The sequence below is a fragment of the Candidatus Microthrix subdominans genome, from assembly GCA_016719385.1.
Taxonomy (GTDB): domain Bacteria; phylum Actinomycetota; class Acidimicrobiia; order Acidimicrobiales; family Microtrichaceae; genus Microthrix; species Microthrix subdominans.
The window spans coordinates 733193-749828 of the sequence record JADJZA010000007.1; the positions used below are offsets into that span (position 1 = coordinate 733193).

Sequence of the window (16636 nt, forward strand, 5' to 3'; positions counted from 1 at the left end):
AAATCCAGGGGAGCGCGACCCATGGATGCGCCGGGGGCCCCTCAGGCCGTGGACACTCGCTGAAAGGCCTCGGCGTAGCGGCCGGTTTCGAGGCCACCGTCCCGGGCGTTCTGCGTGAGAAAGCCTCGCACCATCTCGTGTAGTTCGCCCTGATCGGGGTGCTGGCTGACGTGGTGAGACAAGGCGGCCAGCTTGGCGTCGAGGGTGTTGGTGATGTCGACGTAGGTGTCCGGGTTGCGGCCTGACATCAGCCACACTTCGGGGACCACCCAAGGGAGAAGCCCACGTTCGGCCAACTCGGGGTGGGCGAGCGGGTTGCGGGCGTCGGGAAAGACGGCGCACACGGTGGCCTCCCCGGTGGCGAGGTGGTCGGGGTGGCTCGGGCCGATGCGGTCCCAGCGGCGTTCGGGGCTCTGGGTGAGGATGCGGTCCGGACGGTAGGTGCGGATCACGCGGGTCAGGTCTCTGCGCAGGGCCAGGCTGGGCTCGACCCGCCCGTCCCGATAGGCGAGAAACTCCAGCGTCTCGACGCCCACTTCGCCAGCGGCCCTGGTCTGTTCGGAGCGCCGCATGCGGGCCACCCTGGCCCGGTCCGGCTCATCTTCGAGGCCGCCGGCCTCCCCGTCGGTGACGAAGCAGTAGGTGACCTCGACCCCGGCTGCGGTCCAACGGGCCACCGTGCCCGCCGCTCCGAAATCGACGTCGTCGGGGTGGGCGCAGGTGACGAGCACGCGCTCGATGCCCACCAGCTGCGGGTCGGAGTACGACTGGGACTCTGGGGCCGGGCTCATCGGGTCGATCCTGCCCCGTCCGAAGAGCGGCCGCCAGAGTCGACCGCCGCGGCTTCGTCGGCCAGGCGGCGGCGGTCGATCTTGCCGGTGGCCCCCTCGGGCAGGTTGGATCGGACGAGCAGCGCTTCGGGCAGCTTGTGGCGGGCGATCGTGCGGGCGCCGTGACGGCGAAGCGATTCCAGGTCGGGTGGTGATGAGGGTCGGCGCGGAACGACCACCGCCACACCGATCTCGCCCATCACGGCGTCGGACCGGGGCACCACCGTCACCTGGGCGACGTCGGGGTGGTCGGCCAGGGCGGCCTCCACCTCGGACGGGAACACGTTGTAGCCGCCGCGGATGTACATGTCGCCTCGCCGGCCGGCCAGCGCGTAGCGCCCCAGGCGGTCGCAGGTGGCCAGGTCGCCGGTGCGGATCCACCCGTCGGTCATGGCGGCCGCCGTGGCGTGGGGGGCCTCCCAGTACCCGGCCATGGCGCTCGGTGTACGGATCCACAGCTCGCCCAGGGTGTCGACGGGCAGCTCGGCGCCGTCGTCGTCGCGCACCGACGCCTCGATGCCGTTGCGGGGTCGACCGATCGTTTCGTCGTCCCCCTGGTCGACCGGCCAGGGCGGGGTGGCCAGGCCGCAGCCGCCCGACTCGGTCGAGGAATAGCGGATGCTGTAGCCGGCGCCGAAGCGTTCCCGTGCTTCGGCGACCAGCGATGGTGCGCTGGCGGCGCCGCCGACGATCAACAACTCGACCGCCGACAGGTCGAGGTCGTCGAAGCCGGGCGACCGCAGCATCAGCGCCACCTGGGGCGCGACCGCGCCGATCACGGTCATTGCCTCGGCGGCCACCAGCGCCAGGACGTCGTCGGCTCGCCAGCGGTCGACCAGGTGCAGCCGGGAGCCCCGGCGCACGTACCAGCACAGTTTGGTCATCAGCCCGACGTGGGCGAACTGGGTGGACACGAACATCGGTGCGCCGCCGCCCCAACGGGTGGCGTCGGCGCCCAGGTCCAGTCGGGCGACGGCGGCGAGGGCACCCTCGGTGAACCTGGCCGCCTTGGGGAGGCCGGTCGTGCCCGATGTGAACACCAGCGAGGCGCTGCGATCGGAGCGCGGCGCAGCAGCGCCGTTCCACACTTCGGCGGGTTCGGTGGACAGGAGCTCCGCCCACGGCGCTCGACCGGGTTCGCAGGCGGTGGTGGCCTCGACCCGACGGGCCGGGTCGAGGCCCTCGGTGAGCGCCGGGTCGGCGAGCACGAGCTTTGGGTCGACCAGCTCGACCAGGCCGGCCCGCTCGTTCGGGGCCAGCGACGGGTTGACCCCGGCGACGATCGCCCCGAGGGCCGATGCGGCGGCGGCGGCCACCAGGTACTCCAGGCCCGATGGCAACACCAGGGCCACCCGGTCGCCCTCCCCGACGCCTCGGCGCGCCATCCACCCGGCCAGTGCGCAGGCCTGGCCCCACCACGTCGCGTAGCTCAGCGTCTCGCCGTCCCAGCGGACGACTGCGGGCGTGTCGCCGAAGCGCAGCGCCGCTCCGGCGAGCGTGTCGGCCAGGCTTGCGGCAGGAGCGTCGCTCATCGGCACGGGGCGCGCATCGATCAGCGAATATTGGGGCGCACGCGCTGGCCGGAGGCGAAGAACCGCTGACCCTCGGCCAGCGCCTCCGGCGAGTTGCCGGCCGCCAACAGGAAGTTGCCCAGGTCGAGGGCCTGGCGGCGCGACAGCTCCTGGGCCATCCACAGGTTGCGCACGGTGGCGATGACGGCGTCGACGGGTTGGGAGGCGATTGCCTCCGCCGCCCATCGGGCCCGCTCGGGTAGCTCGTCGGCCGTCGTCACCTCGCTGACAAGACCCACCTCGAGGGCCCGCCGGGCAGACAGGCGTTCGTGGGCGCCGAGCAGCATCATGCGCATCAGGTCGCCGAAGGGCATGCGGGGGGCGAGCAGCGTCGGCTCGAGCACGGCGGCCATGCCGTAGGTGACGTGCGGATCGAAAAACGTGGCCGATTCCGCGGCGATCAGGAACTCGACCTCACCGAGCAGGTAGAAGGCACCCCCGCAGGCCATGCCGTTGACAGCGGCGATCACCGGCTTCCACATGCCGTGGGTCTTGGGCCCCAGCGCCTCGCCCGGGTCGGTGTAGGTGTAGGGGTCGAAGGTGTACTCGCCATCACCGGCGGGCACCGCGTCGCGGTCGATGCCGGTGCAGAAGGCGGCATCGCCGGCGCCGGTCAGGACCACTGCACGCACGTCGGCATCGTCTCGCAGCTGCGCCCAGGCTCGGGGCAATTCCGCCACCATGGTGGCGTCGAAAGCGTTGTAGCGGTCGGGTCGGTTGAGGGTGAGGGTGGCCACCCCGTCCGAGGTCTCCAACAACAGGGTCTCGTAGTCGCTCACCGCCTCACCCTACCCGCCGTATCTGACGGGGCGTCAGGTGTCGGCGAGCCGCGGTTGGCGCACCGGTGGCGTTACCGTGACACCCACCAGGGGGTGGACCCCGGGGCCGCAGGGGGGCATGCACATGAAGGTTGACCTGAGCGTCATCGATTTTCTCGACCGGGCCGAGCTGGTTTTTCCCGACCGCATCGCCATCGTCGACGAACCGGACCAACCGGCCGAGTCGTGGGGAGCGGTCACCGCTGCGGAGTTCGCTCGCCGGGCCCGCAACCAGGCCGCCCACCTCGACGCCCTCGGCATCGGGGTCGGCGAACGGGTGGCGATCATCTCGCACAACTCCGCCCGCCTGGCCTGCGGCTTCTTCGGGGTGTCCGGGTGGGGGCGCATCTACGTGCCGATCAACTTCCGCTTGAGCGCCGTCGAGGTGGCCTACATCGTCGAGCATTGCGGCGCCTCGGTCCTGTTGTACGACCCGGAGGTGGCCGACACGGTCGCCGGGGTCGAGGTGGCCCACAAGGTGATGCTGGGCGCCGAGAGCGATGCCGAATGGTTCTTGACCGACGGCGAACCGCAACCGTGGCAGCCCGACGAGGATGCCACCGCCACGATCAACTACACCTCGGGCACGACCGCCCGGCCCAAGGGGGTGGAACAGACGCACAGGTCGCTGTGGCTGAACGCCTCCACGTTCGGTTGGCACGCCGGGGTGAACGAACGCGACGTGTACCTGCATACGCTGCCGATGTTCCACTGCAACGGCTGGGGCATGGTGTACGCAGCGCTGGGCATGGGCGTCACCCAGGTGGTGCTGCGCAAGGTGGACGGCGCCGAGATCCTCCGTCGCGTGGAGTCCCACGGCGTGACCTATGCCTGCGCCGCTCCGGCGGTGGTCTCAGCCGCGCTGGACGCCTCATCCGACTTCGATCCGGTGCCGGGAAGCGACGCGATGAGGGGCGGGGGCCGGATGAGGGTGATCGTCGCCGGAGCACCGCCCCCTACCCAGACGATCGAGCGGGTCGAGGCCGAACTCGGCTGGGAGTTCATCCAGATCTACGGCCTGACCGAGACCGCGCCGCTCATGACGATGAACCGCGGGCGTGCCGAGTGGGACGACCTCGAGCCGTCGGAGCGGGCGGCCAGGCTGGCGGCGGCCGGCTCGCCAACGATCGGTATGCGGGTGGCGGTGGACGACATGGGCGAGGTGCTGGCCCGTGGGAACCACGTGCTCGAGGGCTACTGGGGTCAGCCGGAGGCGACCGAGGCGGCGATCGTCGACGGCTGGTTTCACACTGGCGACGGTGGGACGATTGAGAACGGGTTCGTCACGATCTCGGACCGCAAGAAGGACGTGATCATCACCGGCGGCGAGAACGTGTCATCGATCGAGGTGGAGGACGCGGTGTTCAGCCATCCGGATGTGGCCGAGGTGGCGGTGATCGGGGTGCCGTCGGAGAAGTGGGGTGAGGAGGTCAGGGCGCTCGTCGTGCTCAGCGACGGGTCGTCCCTTGACGAAGCGACCTTGATCGCCCACGTGAGAGGCCGTCTGGCGGGGTACAAGTGCCCCAAGTCGGTCGAGTTCCGCGACGAGTTGGTGCGGACGGCTACCGGCAAGCTGCAGAAGTTCAAGCTGCGGGCCCCGTACTGGGAGGGTCGGGACCGGCAGGTGAACTGAACCGGGCGTCAGCCCTGGTCGGTCGGCTGGCCGCCTCCGACCGGGTCGCGCTCGAGCACCGGGGCGTCGGTAACGGGAGCGGTCGTCGGTGCGGGGTCGGCCGGATCCGCCTTGGGGGCGGCGCCCCCGGCGGGACAGGAGCCCTTCACGCCCTTGAAATCGAGGACCCGCTTCACCGACTGGGCCAGTCGTTTCTCGGTGATCGTGCCGTCGGTGACGGCGGCGACCAGCGCGAGGTACACCTCGTCGACGTTCTGGGCGCCGGAGATCAGCGCCACGTCGTTGCCCGCCACCAGCGCCTGAACCGCGGCCTCACTTTGGGTGCGCGAGTCGGCGATGGCGCCCATGATCAGCGAATCGGTGACGATCAGGCCCTTGAACCCGAGGTCCTCTCGCAGCAGGGCGACGCCCTCGGGGGACATGGTGACCGGTTCGCCCTTGGTGACGTCTGGGATGACCGCATGGGTGGTCATGATCGCCGGGATCCCAGCATCGATCGCCGCCCGGAAGGGCAGAAACTCCCGCTGCTTGAGCTCCTTCAGATCGCTCACTTGGACCAGTTGCCCGTGGGGGTCGGCCGTTGCATAGCCGATGCCGGGGAAGTGCTTCGCTATCGGCTTGATCCCGCCATCGGTCATGCCTTGGGCAGCAGCGATGGCGAAGTCGGCGACCACGGTGGGGTCGAGCGCGTACGAACGGCTCTTCAGGGCCGGGCCGAACCCGACGTCGAGCACGGGGGCGAAGTTGGCGTTGAAGCCCAGCTCGACCATGTCCTTTGCGTACTTCGTCCACATCGTTTTGGTCTGGGCGGTCGACAGCTTCTGGGTGGTGTCGCGGGCTGATGGCAGCGGCTCGATCACCTGATCCAGCCGCTGCACGGTGCCGCCCTCCTCGTCGGAGGCGATCACCATCGGCACGCGCGGCCCGTCGTTGATCGACTTGATCTGCTCGGCGATGTCGCCGCCCTGGTCCTCGAGCGCCCCGACGCCGCCGATCTTGCCCGCCTTCGCCGCCTCGGCCAGGTTGCCCGGCGTCGAGGTCATCACCCACAGCACCTGGCCGGCCTGTTCCTCGACGCTGAGGGTGTCGATGCAGTTCTTCAGGGGGTCGAGGTCGACGTCGGGGGTGGCGCCGGCGGCGCTGGTCGTCGTTGCATCCCCGCTGGTCGTCGGCGGCTCAGCATCGCCCAAGGTGGTGACGTCGGAGGAGGTCGTTCCCGAGCAGGCGCCGACCAGCACCAGGGCGACGGCGCACACGGCCGCGCCGAAGACGGATCGGTGGCTCCGGAACCGGGTTGCGCCGACACCGGGGGTGGGGCGTCGTTGAGGGATCACGGTCAGATTGTACCGGCTGTGGTGGTCGACGAGGTGCCGGTGGCACGCTGTAGACGATGAGCGATACGGCCGCCGGCCCCCATGACGCGCTGCACCGACCGCTCCGGCTCGGGCCGGCCACCGCCCGCAACCGGGTGGTCTTCGGCGCCCACCACACCCTGTTCGCCGAGCCGTCGTCGACCTTCGGCGAGCCCGGCGTCGTCGGCGAGCGGCTGGTCGGCTACCTGGCCGAACGGGCGGCGGGCGGCGTCGGCACCGTGATCTGTGGCCAGACCTCGGTGCATCCCGACACGGCGGCGCAGGTGGCCAACCTGCCGATCGCATGGGACCGGCAAGTCATCGGCGGCTGGTCCCTGCTGGCCCGCAGCCTGCAGGAGCACGGGGCGCTCACCTTCGTGCAGTTGGCCCACAACGGGGGCATGGTCCCGGGTGACTGGACCAAGCGTCCGGCGGTGGCGCCCAGCTCGATCGCCTACCTGCACGAGTCGCCCCGGGTGATGAGCCCGGCCGACCTCGACGACCTGGTCACCCACTACGGCCGAGCGGCCCGCCACGCCCGGTCGGCAGGCCTCGACGGCATCGAGGTGCACGCTGCGCACGGCTACCTGTTGCATCAGTTTCTTTCGCCGGCGTGGAACCAGCGCAGCGATGCCTATGGCGGTAACTTCGACCGTCGCCTTCTCCTGGTGCGCGAGGTGTTGACGGCGGTCCGCGATCGCGTGGGCGACGACCTGGCCGTCGGGCTGCGCATCGGCGGCGACGACGGCGACCGCACCGGCCGTGGGCTCGATGGTGATGCCTGGGGTGAGATCGCCGCCGCCCTCGCCGGCGAGGGCCTGGTCGACTTTCTCAACGTATCGGTGGGCTCCGGGGGGATTGGCATGGTCCGCCCCCTCTATGTGCGTCACGGCTACGGGGTGGAACGCACCGCAACCTTGCGGGCCCGGGTGCGGGAGGCGGCTGACGTGCCCGTCCTGGCGGTCGGGCGGCTGACCACGCCCGCCGAGGCGGCGGCGGTGATCGAGGAGGACCGGGCCGACGCGGTCACCATCGTCAGGGCGCTGATCGCAGATGCCAACTGGGTGGCCAAGGATGCCGCTGGCGGGGCCGACTCCATCCGGGCGTGCACCGGCTGCAACGAGAGCTGCTACGGCAACCTGGTGCGGGGCCAGCCGATGACGTGCGCGACCAACCCGGTCGTCGGCCGGGAGTCCACGCTGGGCACCGGCACGATGTTCAAGGCCCGCCGGCCTCGATCGGTGGTGATCGTCGGCGCCGGCCCTGCCGGGCTGGAGGCGGCCTGGGTGGCGGCGGCCCGTGGCCACCGGGTGACGCTGCTCGAACGGGAGGAGTTGCCGGGTGGCCGGATCAACGCCGCTGCCCGGCTGCCCGGTCGCGGCGAGCTCTCGGGGTTCGTCACCTGGCGCGTCGCCGAGTGCGAGCGCCGGGGCGTCGAGCTGCGCTGTGGCACCGAGGCCACCCCGGAACTGGTCGCTTCGCTGGCTCCGGATGCGGTCGTCGTCGCCACCGGAGCGGTCGGCGATGCCACCACGGAGGTGGCCTGGCACCCACCGATCGCCGGGGTCGGCGGCCCGGGGGTGCTCGACCACGAGGCGGCGCTGCGGCAGGCCATTACCGACGGGCCGGGGGCGCTGGGTGCCCGGGTGGTGATCGCCGACCTCGTCGGGTTCGTCGAGGCCTACGCGCTGGCCGAACTGCTGGCCGCCCCGAACCCAGCCACCGGCGAGCCGGGGGCGGAGGTGATCCTGGCCAGTCCATTCGCCGAGCCGATCGCGGCCGACCCCGAGACCCGCCTGACGCTGATGCGCCGGGCCAGACGGGCAGGCGCAACGCTCGCGCCCCACCACGTGATCCTCGGCGTCGAGCCCTCCGGCCCCGCCGACAGCGCGCGCACCGAACCCGACGAGGCCTCGCCTGGCGGCGCAACCTATCGGGTCAGCCTGGCCGACACGCTTGCCGGTTCGGTGCGGGTGGTCGAAAACGTCGACACGCTCGTCGTCCGCTCTCCGGCCCGCTCCGTCGATCGCCTCGTCGCCGAGCTGCAGACGTCCCAACCAGGCGTCGAGGTGCACGCGATCGGTGATGCGGTGGCCGCCCGTTGGGTGGACAAGGCCATCGCCGATGGTCACCGGGTCGGGCGGTTGCTGTAGCGGACGAACGCCCGAAGCAGGCCGGCGCCGGCAACGCCGACCGACATGACCGTCCGCAGGGCCGGTCGGCTCGGCTACCCGTCACCGCCGCACGTTGCTACGCTGGTCGCCGACGGGAACTCAGAGGGCGGAGCGGCCGAGGCAATGGCCTGCTGTGCCAGTCGCGTGGTTACCCGATGTGTTGGACGGCGTGGCCCCTTTGTTGGGCGCGACCGTTGTCTTTTCGAAGGAGAACCCTCACAGGGATGAACCACCTGAGCCCTGCTCTTGAGGCCGCCGCCTGGGCGGCGGCGGATGGCGTGGCCACCGACGCTGACCTGGCGTTGCTGGAACGCGACCCGTTGGTGTGGCGCCGCCAGCTCGAGGTGTTGATCGACGACACCGAGGACGCCCTCGACCACGTCCGCAAGCTGCGCGGCCCGGAGCGCGGGCGCGTGGTCGCTGACATGGAAGCCGAGCTGACCCGCCTCGAAGTCTCCTACGGGCGTCTGCTGTCGCCAGGGGACCTCAACGATGCGCTGGTCGAGGCCGACCCGCCGGGCGAGGTGCGCCTGCAGGCCTCCTGGGCCGGCGGGCAGATCGTGGTGTGGGCCGCCGGGCCGAGCACCCTGCCAGCGGACAACGACGCGTTGGCCGACCTGCTCGAGCGCATCGGCGGGCCGGCGGTCGGCTGGAGCGTGCACCGTGACGTGGTCCTGCCCAGCGGCGCCACCGCAGCGGCCCTGGCCATCCCGGTCGAGGAGTCGCTGGGGTGGCTGGTCGCGGTCGGCGGGGGCCTTGGCCGCAAGGGTGTGGGGTCGAGCGTGGCCTGGCTGGGGCGGGTCGCCGTCGCCGCCGTGCGCCAGGTGGCTACCGGCGCCATCGTGCCCACCCTCCACGGCGAGAAGCGCGAGCGCGGCGGCCTGATGGACATGACGGTTCGATGGGTGCCGGCGCTGCTCGACCAGATCGATCTCGACGCCATGTCGGCCGCCATGCCCGAAGCGGTGATCCTGCTGGCCCGGGCCGACGCCCGCTCGGTCACGCTGTCGGTGCTGCGGGCGGTCACCGATGCGATCGTGCGAGAGGCGACGTCCCGCATCGAGCTGCCTGCACCCCCGCCGCAGGTCCGCAACGCCTCCGGCGTGGCCGAGGCCTTCCTCACCCGCCTGGATGGCTCGCCGTTCGAGGCACCGATCTCGGCAGGCGCCGAAGTGTCCAAGCGGCTCGACCGTTGGTCCAAGTCGGTCTCCGGTTCGGGCCGTACCCGGCTGGTCGTTCAGCTCGATCCGCCCGACTCCTCCGACGCCTGGTTTCTGTCGGTGCTCGGCCCGGGAGCCGAGGGGCACCTCATGCCGATCGAGCTCGCCCTGACCGATCGGCCCGGAACCAAGGCATTGGCAGACGAGCTCACCCGGCTCGAACGCATCCTGCCGGCACTGTTGCGCCCGGGCGCCATGCGGCGCGGCCAGGTGTACCTGTCGACCGACGAGGCCTGGGAGCTGATGAGCAACGGGGGGCCCAGCCTGGCCGCCGCCGGATACGACCTGCGCCTGCCGGCGCTGTCGCGCCGCAAGCCGTCCCCGGCCCTGCGGCTCTTCACCGAGCCGGCCGGCGACAGCGTCGTCGGCGCCAACCAGCTGTCCAACGTGTCGTGGTCGGCCCTCTTCGACGATGTTGAACTGACCGCTGAGGAGATCGCCCGGCTGGCCACCCAGGCCCGACCGTTGGTGCAGAGCCGGGGCAAGTGGATCGAGCTCGACAAGGTCGATCTCAAGGAGGCGGCCGCAGCGCTGGCCGAGCGCTCCGCCCGCACCCAGATGACCGGCGCCGAGATCCTGCGGGCCTCGGTCGGCCTCGACAGCGTGTCGCTCGCCGGTGGGGTGTCGGTCGAAGGTCAGAGCTGGGCGGGCGAGCTGCTCGCCCAGGCCCGCAACCTGCCCGTGCCCAATCCTCGACCCGAGGGCTTCCACGGCGAGCTGCGGTCCTACCAGGCCGAGGCGCTCGCCTGGCTGGGCTTCCTCGACGCCGTCGACCTGGGCGGTTGCCTGGCACTCGACATGGGCCTGGGTAAGACCCCGACCGTGCTGGCCCACCTCGCCGAGCCGGATGCCCAGGGACCGTCGCTGGTGATCGCCCCGCCGGCGGTCGTCGGCAACTGGGCGGCAGAGGCCCGGCGCTTCGTTCCCGGCCTGTCGGTCGTCGTGCACCACGGCGCCAACCGGGCCCAGGGTGCGGCGTTCAAGCGGGCGGTGCGCAACAACGACGTGATCCTCACCACCTACGGCACCGCGGTGCGCGACGTGGCGCTGCTCGAGGACCACACCTGGAACAAGGTGGTGCTCGACGAGGCCCAGGCGATCAAGAACCCGGCCAACGAGACCTCCCAACAGCTACGTCGCCTCACTGCCCGCAGCCGCATCGCGCTGACCGGTACGCCGATCGAAAACGGGCTGGGCGACCTGTGGGCGATCCTCGACTTCTGCAACCCCGGCCTGGTCGGTTCCCGACCCGAGTTCATCGCCGGGCTGTCCGGCGAGGCTGAGGCGGCGCTGCGGGCCCTCAACGGCGTGCTGGTGTTCCGCCGCACCAAGTCCGAGCCCGAGGTGGCCAAGGAGCTGCCCGATCGCATCGACGAGCTCGACCACTGTGCGATGACCAAGGAGCAGATCGGCCTGTACCAGGCGGTGCTCGACTCGCTGGTCGCCGACAGCTCCGAGGTGGGCGGCGAGCCGAAGAAGGGTGCCGTGCTGGCGGCGATCACCGCGCTCAAGCAGATCTGCAACCACCCGGCCGCCTACCAGCACGACGACCTGCCCCTCGAGGGTCGCTCGGGCAAGCTGGCCCGGCTGGAGGAGATCATCGACACGGTGTTCGCTTCCGGCGAGCGGGTGCTGATCTTCACCCACTTCGCCTCGTGGGGCCGGCGCCTCGCCGAGTACCTCACCGAGAAGACCGGGGTGAAGATCTCCTCCTACGACGGGTCGCTCGCACGCGGTGCGCGCGACCGGCTGGTCAAGGAGTTCCAGGAGGGTGAAGGCCCCGGCGCGTTGGTGCTGTCGCTGAAGGCGGGCGGCACCGGGCTGAACCTGACCGCCGCCAACCACGTCGTGTTGTACGACCGCTGGTGGAACCCGGCGGTCGAGGACCAGGCGCGTGACCGGGCGTGGCGCATCGGGCAGACCAAGACGGTGATATCGCACCGTCTGGTGTGCCCCGGCACCGTCGACGAACGGGTGGAGGAGGTGGTGGCCGGCAAGCGCCACATCGCCAACCTGGTGCTGCCCAAGTCGTCGTCGTTGGCCGATCTGGACGGCGAGCAACTGCGCACGGCGCTCGGCCTGGAGAGCGACGCCCTGCTGACCGAAGACGACGTCGACGAACTGTCGGCGTGACGAGAGGATCAAGCCCGATGGTCACCCGCTCGAAGAGCAACCGCCGCCGCAACAAGCGCAAGAAGCCGGTCGACCTCTGGCGTCCGGTGCCGACGTTGCCCGACCCGGAGCCGATCTCGGTCGAGGGCGACCCGACTGCGCTGGTGCGCTCGCTGGGCAACCCGCCACTGCCGGGGCAGAACAAGGTGGCCGAGCATTATCTGGCCGCCGTCGCCGAACGAGCCAGTGGCATGGCCGAGGCGCTGGCCGCAGCCTCGGGGCTGCTCGCCCAACCCGACGACGGCAACGGCGGGGACTGATGACCGAGGCGTTCGTCAGCGAGCCCGACGAGGCCATCGGGCCCGCTTGGGCCAGCCTGGAGGATCGCTGGGTGGTCGTCACCGGGGCGGCGCGGGGGCTTGGCCGGGCGATCGCGTTGGGCGTCGCCCGCTTTGGTGCCGACGTGATCGCCATCGACCGGGATGAGGTGGGGCTTGCGGGGCTGCGCGACGGCGTCGAAGCGTTCGGACGCAGCTGTCTGACCGGGGTGTGCGACGTGCGCGACGCCGCAGCGGTCGATGCGGTGCTCGCCGAGGCGGTCGAGCGCTCCGGGCGCATCGACGTGTTGGTCAACAACGCCGGCGGCGGGTTCTGGGCCCCGTTTCTCGACGTCAGCCCGGGGGGCGAAGCGGCGCTGATCGCCGAGAACTTCACCCAGGTCACCCACCTGATCCGGGCGGTTGTCCCCCACATGACCGGAGGCGGAGCGATCGTCTCGGTCACCTCGATCGAGGGGCACCGGGCCGGGCCGGGTTTTGCGCTGTATTCGGCGATGAAGGCGGCGGTCGAAAACCTCACCCGCTCGCTGGCGCTCGAGCTGGCCGAGCGGCGCATCCGGGTGAACGCGGTCGCCCCCGACATGATCCCAACACCGGGTGACGATGCCTTGGCGGAGGCCGCCGGGGCAATGGCCGACGACGCCTATGACGCCCACCCGTGGCCCGATGCGGGCACCCCCGACGACGCAGCCGCGGCGGTCATCTTCCTCGCCTCGGACATGTCCCGCTTCATCACCGGCTCGACGATCCATCTCGATGGCGGCACCTACGCCGCGTCGGGCTGGAAGCGCCGCCGATCCGACGGCGCCTGGCTGCTCTGAACGCCCTGGCGGCCAAAACCGCCCTGGCCATTCACGAACGATCCGATGGTTTGGGTTGCGTTGACGTGCCCACAGACCGTCAACGCAACCCAAACTTCAAACCCGGGTGATGCGGTGGCGCCACGCGGTGAGCGGTGTGGACTCAGTAGGGCCAATCGGGGAGTGGCGAGGGCAGGCAGAACGCTGCATCGAGGGCGGCGACCAGCTCGGGTGGCCCCACCAGCTCGTCGGTCAGCGCCAAACCCGACGCCGGACGGACACCGAGCCACAGGCGGGTGAAGGCTCCGACCGAGGCGTCGAGGACCGCCGTCGAGCCGTCGGGCAGGCCGTCGTCCACACCCGGATCGTCGCCGAGATGCACGGTGTACTCGCCGCCGATGCCCGGCCACGTGGCACCCGACCGATCGGCGAGCGGGTCGTGCAGCCGCAGGCCGAAGGTGAGGTCGGTTCTCGGCCGGGCGCAGGCCTCGATGCAGGCGGACAGGTCGAGCATGCGCCACTGCACCTTGGACCAGGCGGTGTGCAGCGGCCGCCCGGAGCCGCCGAGGTTGGCCTGGGTCAGCTGGCGGAGGGGTTCGGTGATCAGGGCCTGCAGTTGCACGCCCGGCGGCTCGCGGTTGATCGTCACCGACCTCGCCTGGTCGCCCAGCGCCTTGAGTAGGCCCAGCAGGTCGAGCAACTGCTCGGGCCGCTCGTACATCAGCCACTCGACGGTGACGGGCCCGTAATGGCCGGAGAGGGTTCCCAGGAGGCAGTGGGTGAGCCGGCCGTCGTCGGCCCGGAACCCCAGACCGATGGGCCGGTCGAGCTCGCCGAGGGCGCCGGCGATCAACTCGGGCAGTGCCAGCACCACCGAGCCGTGCCCGCGATGCCGGCGCACGAGCAGGTCGTAGACCTCCCGGTGGTCGCCGGCCCCGACCCGCACCGGTGGGCGATCCGGAATTGGCACGTTCAAGGTGGCAGGGTCGAAGGAGACGACGTGGTCGTAGGCACCGGTTCCGAAGCCGAACCGGTCGTAGTACCCCTGGTCGAATACCCCCAGGGTGGCCACGGCGACGCCGTCGGCTGCTGCGTCGGCCAGCGAGCCAGCGACGAGCGCGCCGGCCAGGCCCTGGCGCCGGGCCACATGGCCGGTGGCGACAAAGGTGATCGTCGCCAGGTCGAGGTCGACCGCCGAGGGGCCTCGGCCGTAACGCACCGACCCGGGCGCCCATTGAACGACGCACTCGGGCGATCCGTTGAGGTCGGCGACCACGGTGCTGCCGACGGCCAGTACGTCGGCCAACGCCGCCGCCTGCGCGTCGGAGTCGTCGATCCAGCCCACCTCCCGCCAGATGCGGGTTGCGGCACCCAGGTCGTGCTCGGCTTGGTAGGGGCGTCCGGCCATGGCCAAGTGTTCACCGCCAGCCCCCGACGGGACAATCGGGTTTGGGCGATCGGGGTCGGCGCAGCCGCTAGTTTCTGACGGTCCGTCAGGTCGCCCGCCAGCAGGGCGGCGGCCGTCGGTATCGATCCGACACAGCTCAAGGAGTACCCCCGTGGCTGAAACCGCAAGGCCCCTGGCCGGCGTCCGCATCATCGAAAGCTCGCTGTTGGGCCCGGGCGCCGTCGGCACCCACCTCGCCGACCTGGGCGCCGAGGTGATCAAGGTGGAGAGCCCGGCCGGCGACTACATCCGTCGCATGACCTGGCCGATCATCGAAGGCGACTCGCTGTTGCACCACCACATCAGCCGGGGCAAACGGTCGATCACGCTCGACCTGCGCACGCCCGAGGGCGTCGAGGTGTACAAGGACCTGGTGCGCGGCGCCGACGCGGTGGTGGAGGCTATGCGCCCCGGTGCCCTGGCCCGGCGGGGACTTGGCTTCGACGACCTCAAGGAGGTCAACCCCTCCATCGTGTTTTGCACGATCTCGGGCTACGGAATGACCGGCCCTTACAAGGACCTGCCCAGCCACGGCATCGCTTATGACGCCTGGGGCGGGCTGATCAGCCCCGGTCGCGACGAGGAGGGGTTCCCCCGCATCGACGAGCACGCCTCGGTCGGCATGCACTCCGGCCCGCTGTTCGCTGCCTACGGCATCCTCGCCGGCATCATCCGTGCCCGCAGCACCGGCGAGCCCACCTACCTCGACATCGCCCAGAGCGACGCCTCGGTGGCGATGGACTGGCTGCGCATCGAGACCTACCTGGCCTACGAGCGGCCGGAGGACGTCGTGACCGGCAACCCGGCTGACGACTACGAGCGGCGCGAGCCGGGCACCGCCGGCATGCTCGGCGGCGTGCGCTACCAGTTCTACGATTCCTCCGACGGCATGGTGCTGTTCATGTCCTCCGAGCAGGAGTTTTGGAAGAACTTCTGTGGCGGCGTCGGCCGCATGGATCTGTTCGAGAAGTGGCCGGGCAGCCAGTACGGCGACCATGCCCGGGGCAACCGGGAGCTGCAGCGTGAGCTGGTGGCCATCTTTGCGTCGAAGACCACCGAGGAGTGGGTGGACTTCGCCGACGAGGTCAACACCCCGATCTGCCCGGTGAACACGCCCAAGACCGTGGCCGACGACCCGCAGTTCCAGGATCGGTTCCCGCTGCTCGGTCATGAGGAGCACGGCGCCGACATGATCGGCTCGGCCATCCACCTGGTGGGCGAGGAACTGCCGGTGCCGACCCGGGCGCCGACGGTGGGCCAGCACAACGACGAGATCCTCGTCGACGTGCTGGGCTACGACGCGACCAAGGTGGCGGCGCTGCGCGAGGCCGGCGCCCTGGGCTCCCCGCAGTAACTTCGACCTGACGCCCGGCCCTCCGCCGTGTGAGGCTGCCTGGATGGAGCCCACCCCCGTCGAGTCGTCGCCAGCCTCGTTCGGGTGGTGGTTCCGCAGCCGGGAGACCGGCCGGATCACGATCGCCCAGGCACCCAATCCGGCGTTGTGGCTCTTCCTGGCGACCACCTTCACGCGGTGGGTCATTCCCGAAAGCGGGCAATGGGCCGATGTGTTCTGGTGGGTGTCGACCGGGGCGTTGACCTGGTGGGCCGCCGACGAGGTGATCCGCGGCGTCAACCCGTGGCGTCGGGTGATCGGCGTCGCAGGGCTGGTGTTTGTCGTGCTGCGCCTCGTTGGTCGCTGAGAGATTTCGGCCGACGTGGGTAGAACCAGGCCGACGTGGGTACGACCAGCGGGTGAGGATGGATGGAACGGTGAGAGCCGCTGTGGATGAGGTACTCGAACCCGATGAGGTGATCCCCGCCGGCGACCCAATCGGCGCGAGCGATCGGATCGACCCTGACGCGGTCGAGGTGCCCGCCTACGTCGACGCATTGGCCTGGGTGCTCGACGATTGGATCCGTATCCCGGTGATTGATCGGCGGGTGGGCATCGACGGGGCAATCGGCATGATCCCGGTCGTCGGGGACGGCGCCGGGTTGGTGACCTCGGCCATCGTCATCCTCAGCGCGGTCCGACAGGGCGTGTCGGTGCCCACCGTCGTGCGCATGGTGGGCAACGTGCTCTTCGACTCGATGCTTGGCGTCGTCCCTTTCGCAGGCGACGCGTTCGATTTTATGTGGAAGTCGAACGCCAAGAACGTGCGTCTGCTTCGAGCCGACCTGGTCGAACCCCAGCGCACCCGCCGGTCCTCGCTGGCGGCGATCGCCATCTCGGTGATGGTGGTGCTGGCGCTCACCACGATCACGGTCGCAGCGGCGGCGCTCAGCGTGTGGCTGATGGTGCGGCTGGTTCGGACCGTCCTCTGAACCAGCCGGTGTGAGG

At 70.7% G+C, this 16636-nt stretch carries 13 protein-coding genes; 8 read left to right on the forward strand and 5 right to left on the reverse strand.

The window, feature by feature from the left end:
* Positions 1-41: 41 nt before the first annotated feature.
* The 3 genes from IPN02_13565 to IPN02_13575 are packed head-to-tail and all read right to left on the reverse strand — an operon-like array spanning position 42 to position 3180.
* Positions 42-791, reverse strand: a complete 750-nt coding sequence (locus IPN02_13565) for a PIG-L family deacetylase (protein MBK9297831.1) — start codon at positions 789-791, stop codon at positions 42-44.
* Positions 788-2362 (reverse strand): acyl--CoA ligase, encoded by a 1575-nt coding sequence (locus IPN02_13570; GenBank protein ID MBK9297832.1) that lies wholly within the window; start codon positions 2360-2362, stop codon positions 788-790. The genes IPN02_13565 and IPN02_13570 overlap by 4 nt, the downstream gene beginning before the upstream one ends.
* A gap of 20 nt (positions 2363-2382) precedes the next feature.
* On the reverse strand, positions 2383-3180 hold the full coding sequence (locus tag IPN02_13575) for an enoyl-CoA hydratase/isomerase family protein (GenBank protein MBK9297833.1): 798 nt from the start codon (positions 3178-3180) through the stop codon (positions 2383-2385).
* 124 nt (positions 3181-3304) lie between these two features.
* Here IPN02_13575 and IPN02_13580 point away from each other — a divergent pair, with 124 nt between their 5' ends.
* Positions 3305-4852, forward strand: a complete 1548-nt coding sequence (locus tag IPN02_13580; protein ID MBK9297834.1) for an AMP-binding protein — start codon at positions 3305-3307, stop codon at positions 4850-4852.
* Between the two features lie 8 nt (positions 4853-4860).
* Here the strand turns inward: IPN02_13580 and IPN02_13585 are convergent, their stop codons facing one another.
* Positions 4861-6186, reverse strand: coding sequence for a glycoside hydrolase family 3 protein (locus IPN02_13585; protein MBK9297835.1), 1326 nt, complete (start codon positions 6184-6186; stop codon positions 4861-4863).
* Between the two features lie 56 nt (positions 6187-6242).
* Here IPN02_13585 and IPN02_13590 point away from each other — a divergent pair, with 56 nt between their 5' ends.
* The 4 genes from IPN02_13590 to IPN02_13605 all read left to right on the forward strand — a co-directional run bounded on the left by IPN02_13590 (position 6243) and on the right by IPN02_13605 (position 12869).
* The gene (locus IPN02_13590; GenBank protein ID MBK9297836.1) at positions 6243-8357 is read left to right on the forward strand and encodes an NAD(P)-binding protein; all 2115 of its coding nucleotides are present in this window, start codon (positions 6243-6245) and stop codon (positions 8355-8357) included.
* 245 nt (positions 8358-8602) lie between these two features.
* Positions 8603-11731, forward strand: a complete 3129-nt coding sequence (locus tag IPN02_13595) for a DEAD/DEAH box helicase (protein MBK9297837.1) — start codon at positions 8603-8605, stop codon at positions 11729-11731.
* A gap of 17 nt (positions 11732-11748) precedes the next feature.
* Complete coding sequence (locus tag IPN02_13600; protein ID MBK9297838.1) at positions 11749-12030, forward strand: hypothetical protein; 282 nt, start codon at positions 11749-11751, stop codon at positions 12028-12030.
* The gene (locus IPN02_13605) at positions 12030-12869 is read left to right on the forward strand and encodes an SDR family oxidoreductase (GenBank protein MBK9297839.1); all 840 of its coding nucleotides are present in this window, start codon (positions 12030-12032) and stop codon (positions 12867-12869) included. The genes IPN02_13600 and IPN02_13605 overlap by 1 nt, the downstream gene beginning before the upstream one ends.
* A gap of 142 nt (positions 12870-13011) precedes the next feature.
* Here IPN02_13605 and IPN02_13610 read toward each other — a convergent pair whose 3' ends face one another.
* Positions 13012-14256, reverse strand: a complete 1245-nt coding sequence (locus IPN02_13610; GenBank protein ID MBK9297840.1) for a GNAT family N-acetyltransferase — start codon at positions 14254-14256, stop codon at positions 13012-13014.
* Between the two features lie 151 nt (positions 14257-14407).
* Between IPN02_13610 and IPN02_13615 the strand changes: the two genes are divergently transcribed.
* From IPN02_13615 to IPN02_13625, 3 genes are all read left to right on the forward strand, one after another.
* Positions 14408-15649 carry a CoA transferase gene (locus IPN02_13615; protein ID MBK9297841.1) on the forward strand — a complete coding sequence of 414 codons (1242 nt, stop codon included), beginning with the start codon at positions 14408-14410 and terminating at the stop codon, positions 15647-15649.
* 43 nt (positions 15650-15692) lie between these two features.
* Positions 15693-15995, forward strand: a complete 303-nt coding sequence (locus IPN02_13620) for a hypothetical protein (GenBank protein ID MBK9297842.1) — start codon at positions 15693-15695, stop codon at positions 15993-15995.
* A 70-nt stretch (positions 15996-16065) separates the two neighbouring features.
* Positions 16066-16620: a DUF4112 domain-containing protein gene (locus IPN02_13625; protein MBK9297843.1), complete on the forward strand. Its 555-nt coding sequence runs from the start codon at positions 16066-16068 to the stop codon at positions 16618-16620.
* Positions 16621-16636: the final 16 nt, after the last annotated feature.

Excerpts from the sequence above, each read along its gene's own strand:
- IPN02_13565 (MBK9297831.1), bottom strand. The coding sequence starts at position 791 with ATGAGCCCGGCCCCAGAGTCCCAGTCGTACTCCGACCCGCAGCTGGTG.
- IPN02_13570 (MBK9297832.1), bottom strand. The coding sequence starts at position 2,362 with ATGAGCGACGCTCCTGCCGCAAGCCTGGCCGACACGCTCGCCGGAGCG.
- IPN02_13580 (MBK9297834.1), top strand. The coding sequence starts at position 3,305 with ATGAAGGTTGACCTGAGCGTCATCGATTTTCTCGACCGGGCCGAGCTG.
- IPN02_13590 (MBK9297836.1), top strand. The coding sequence starts at position 6,243 with ATGAGCGATACGGCCGCCGGCCCCCATGACGCGCTGCACCGACCGCTC.
- IPN02_13595 (MBK9297837.1), top strand. The coding sequence starts at position 8,603 with ATGAACCACCTGAGCCCTGCTCTTGAGGCCGCCGCCTGGGCGGCGGCG.
- IPN02_13600 (MBK9297838.1), top strand. The coding sequence starts at position 11,749 with ATGGTCACCCGCTCGAAGAGCAACCGCCGCCGCAACAAGCGCAAGAAG.
- IPN02_13605 (MBK9297839.1), top strand. The coding sequence starts at position 12,030 with ATGACCGAGGCGTTCGTCAGCGAGCCCGACGAGGCCATCGGGCCCGCT.
- IPN02_13610 (MBK9297840.1), bottom strand. The coding sequence starts at position 14,256 with ATGGCCGGACGCCCCTACCAAGCCGAGCACGACCTGGGTGCCGCAACC.
- IPN02_13620 (MBK9297842.1), top strand. The coding sequence starts at position 15,693 with ATGGAGCCCACCCCCGTCGAGTCGTCGCCAGCCTCGTTCGGGTGGTGG.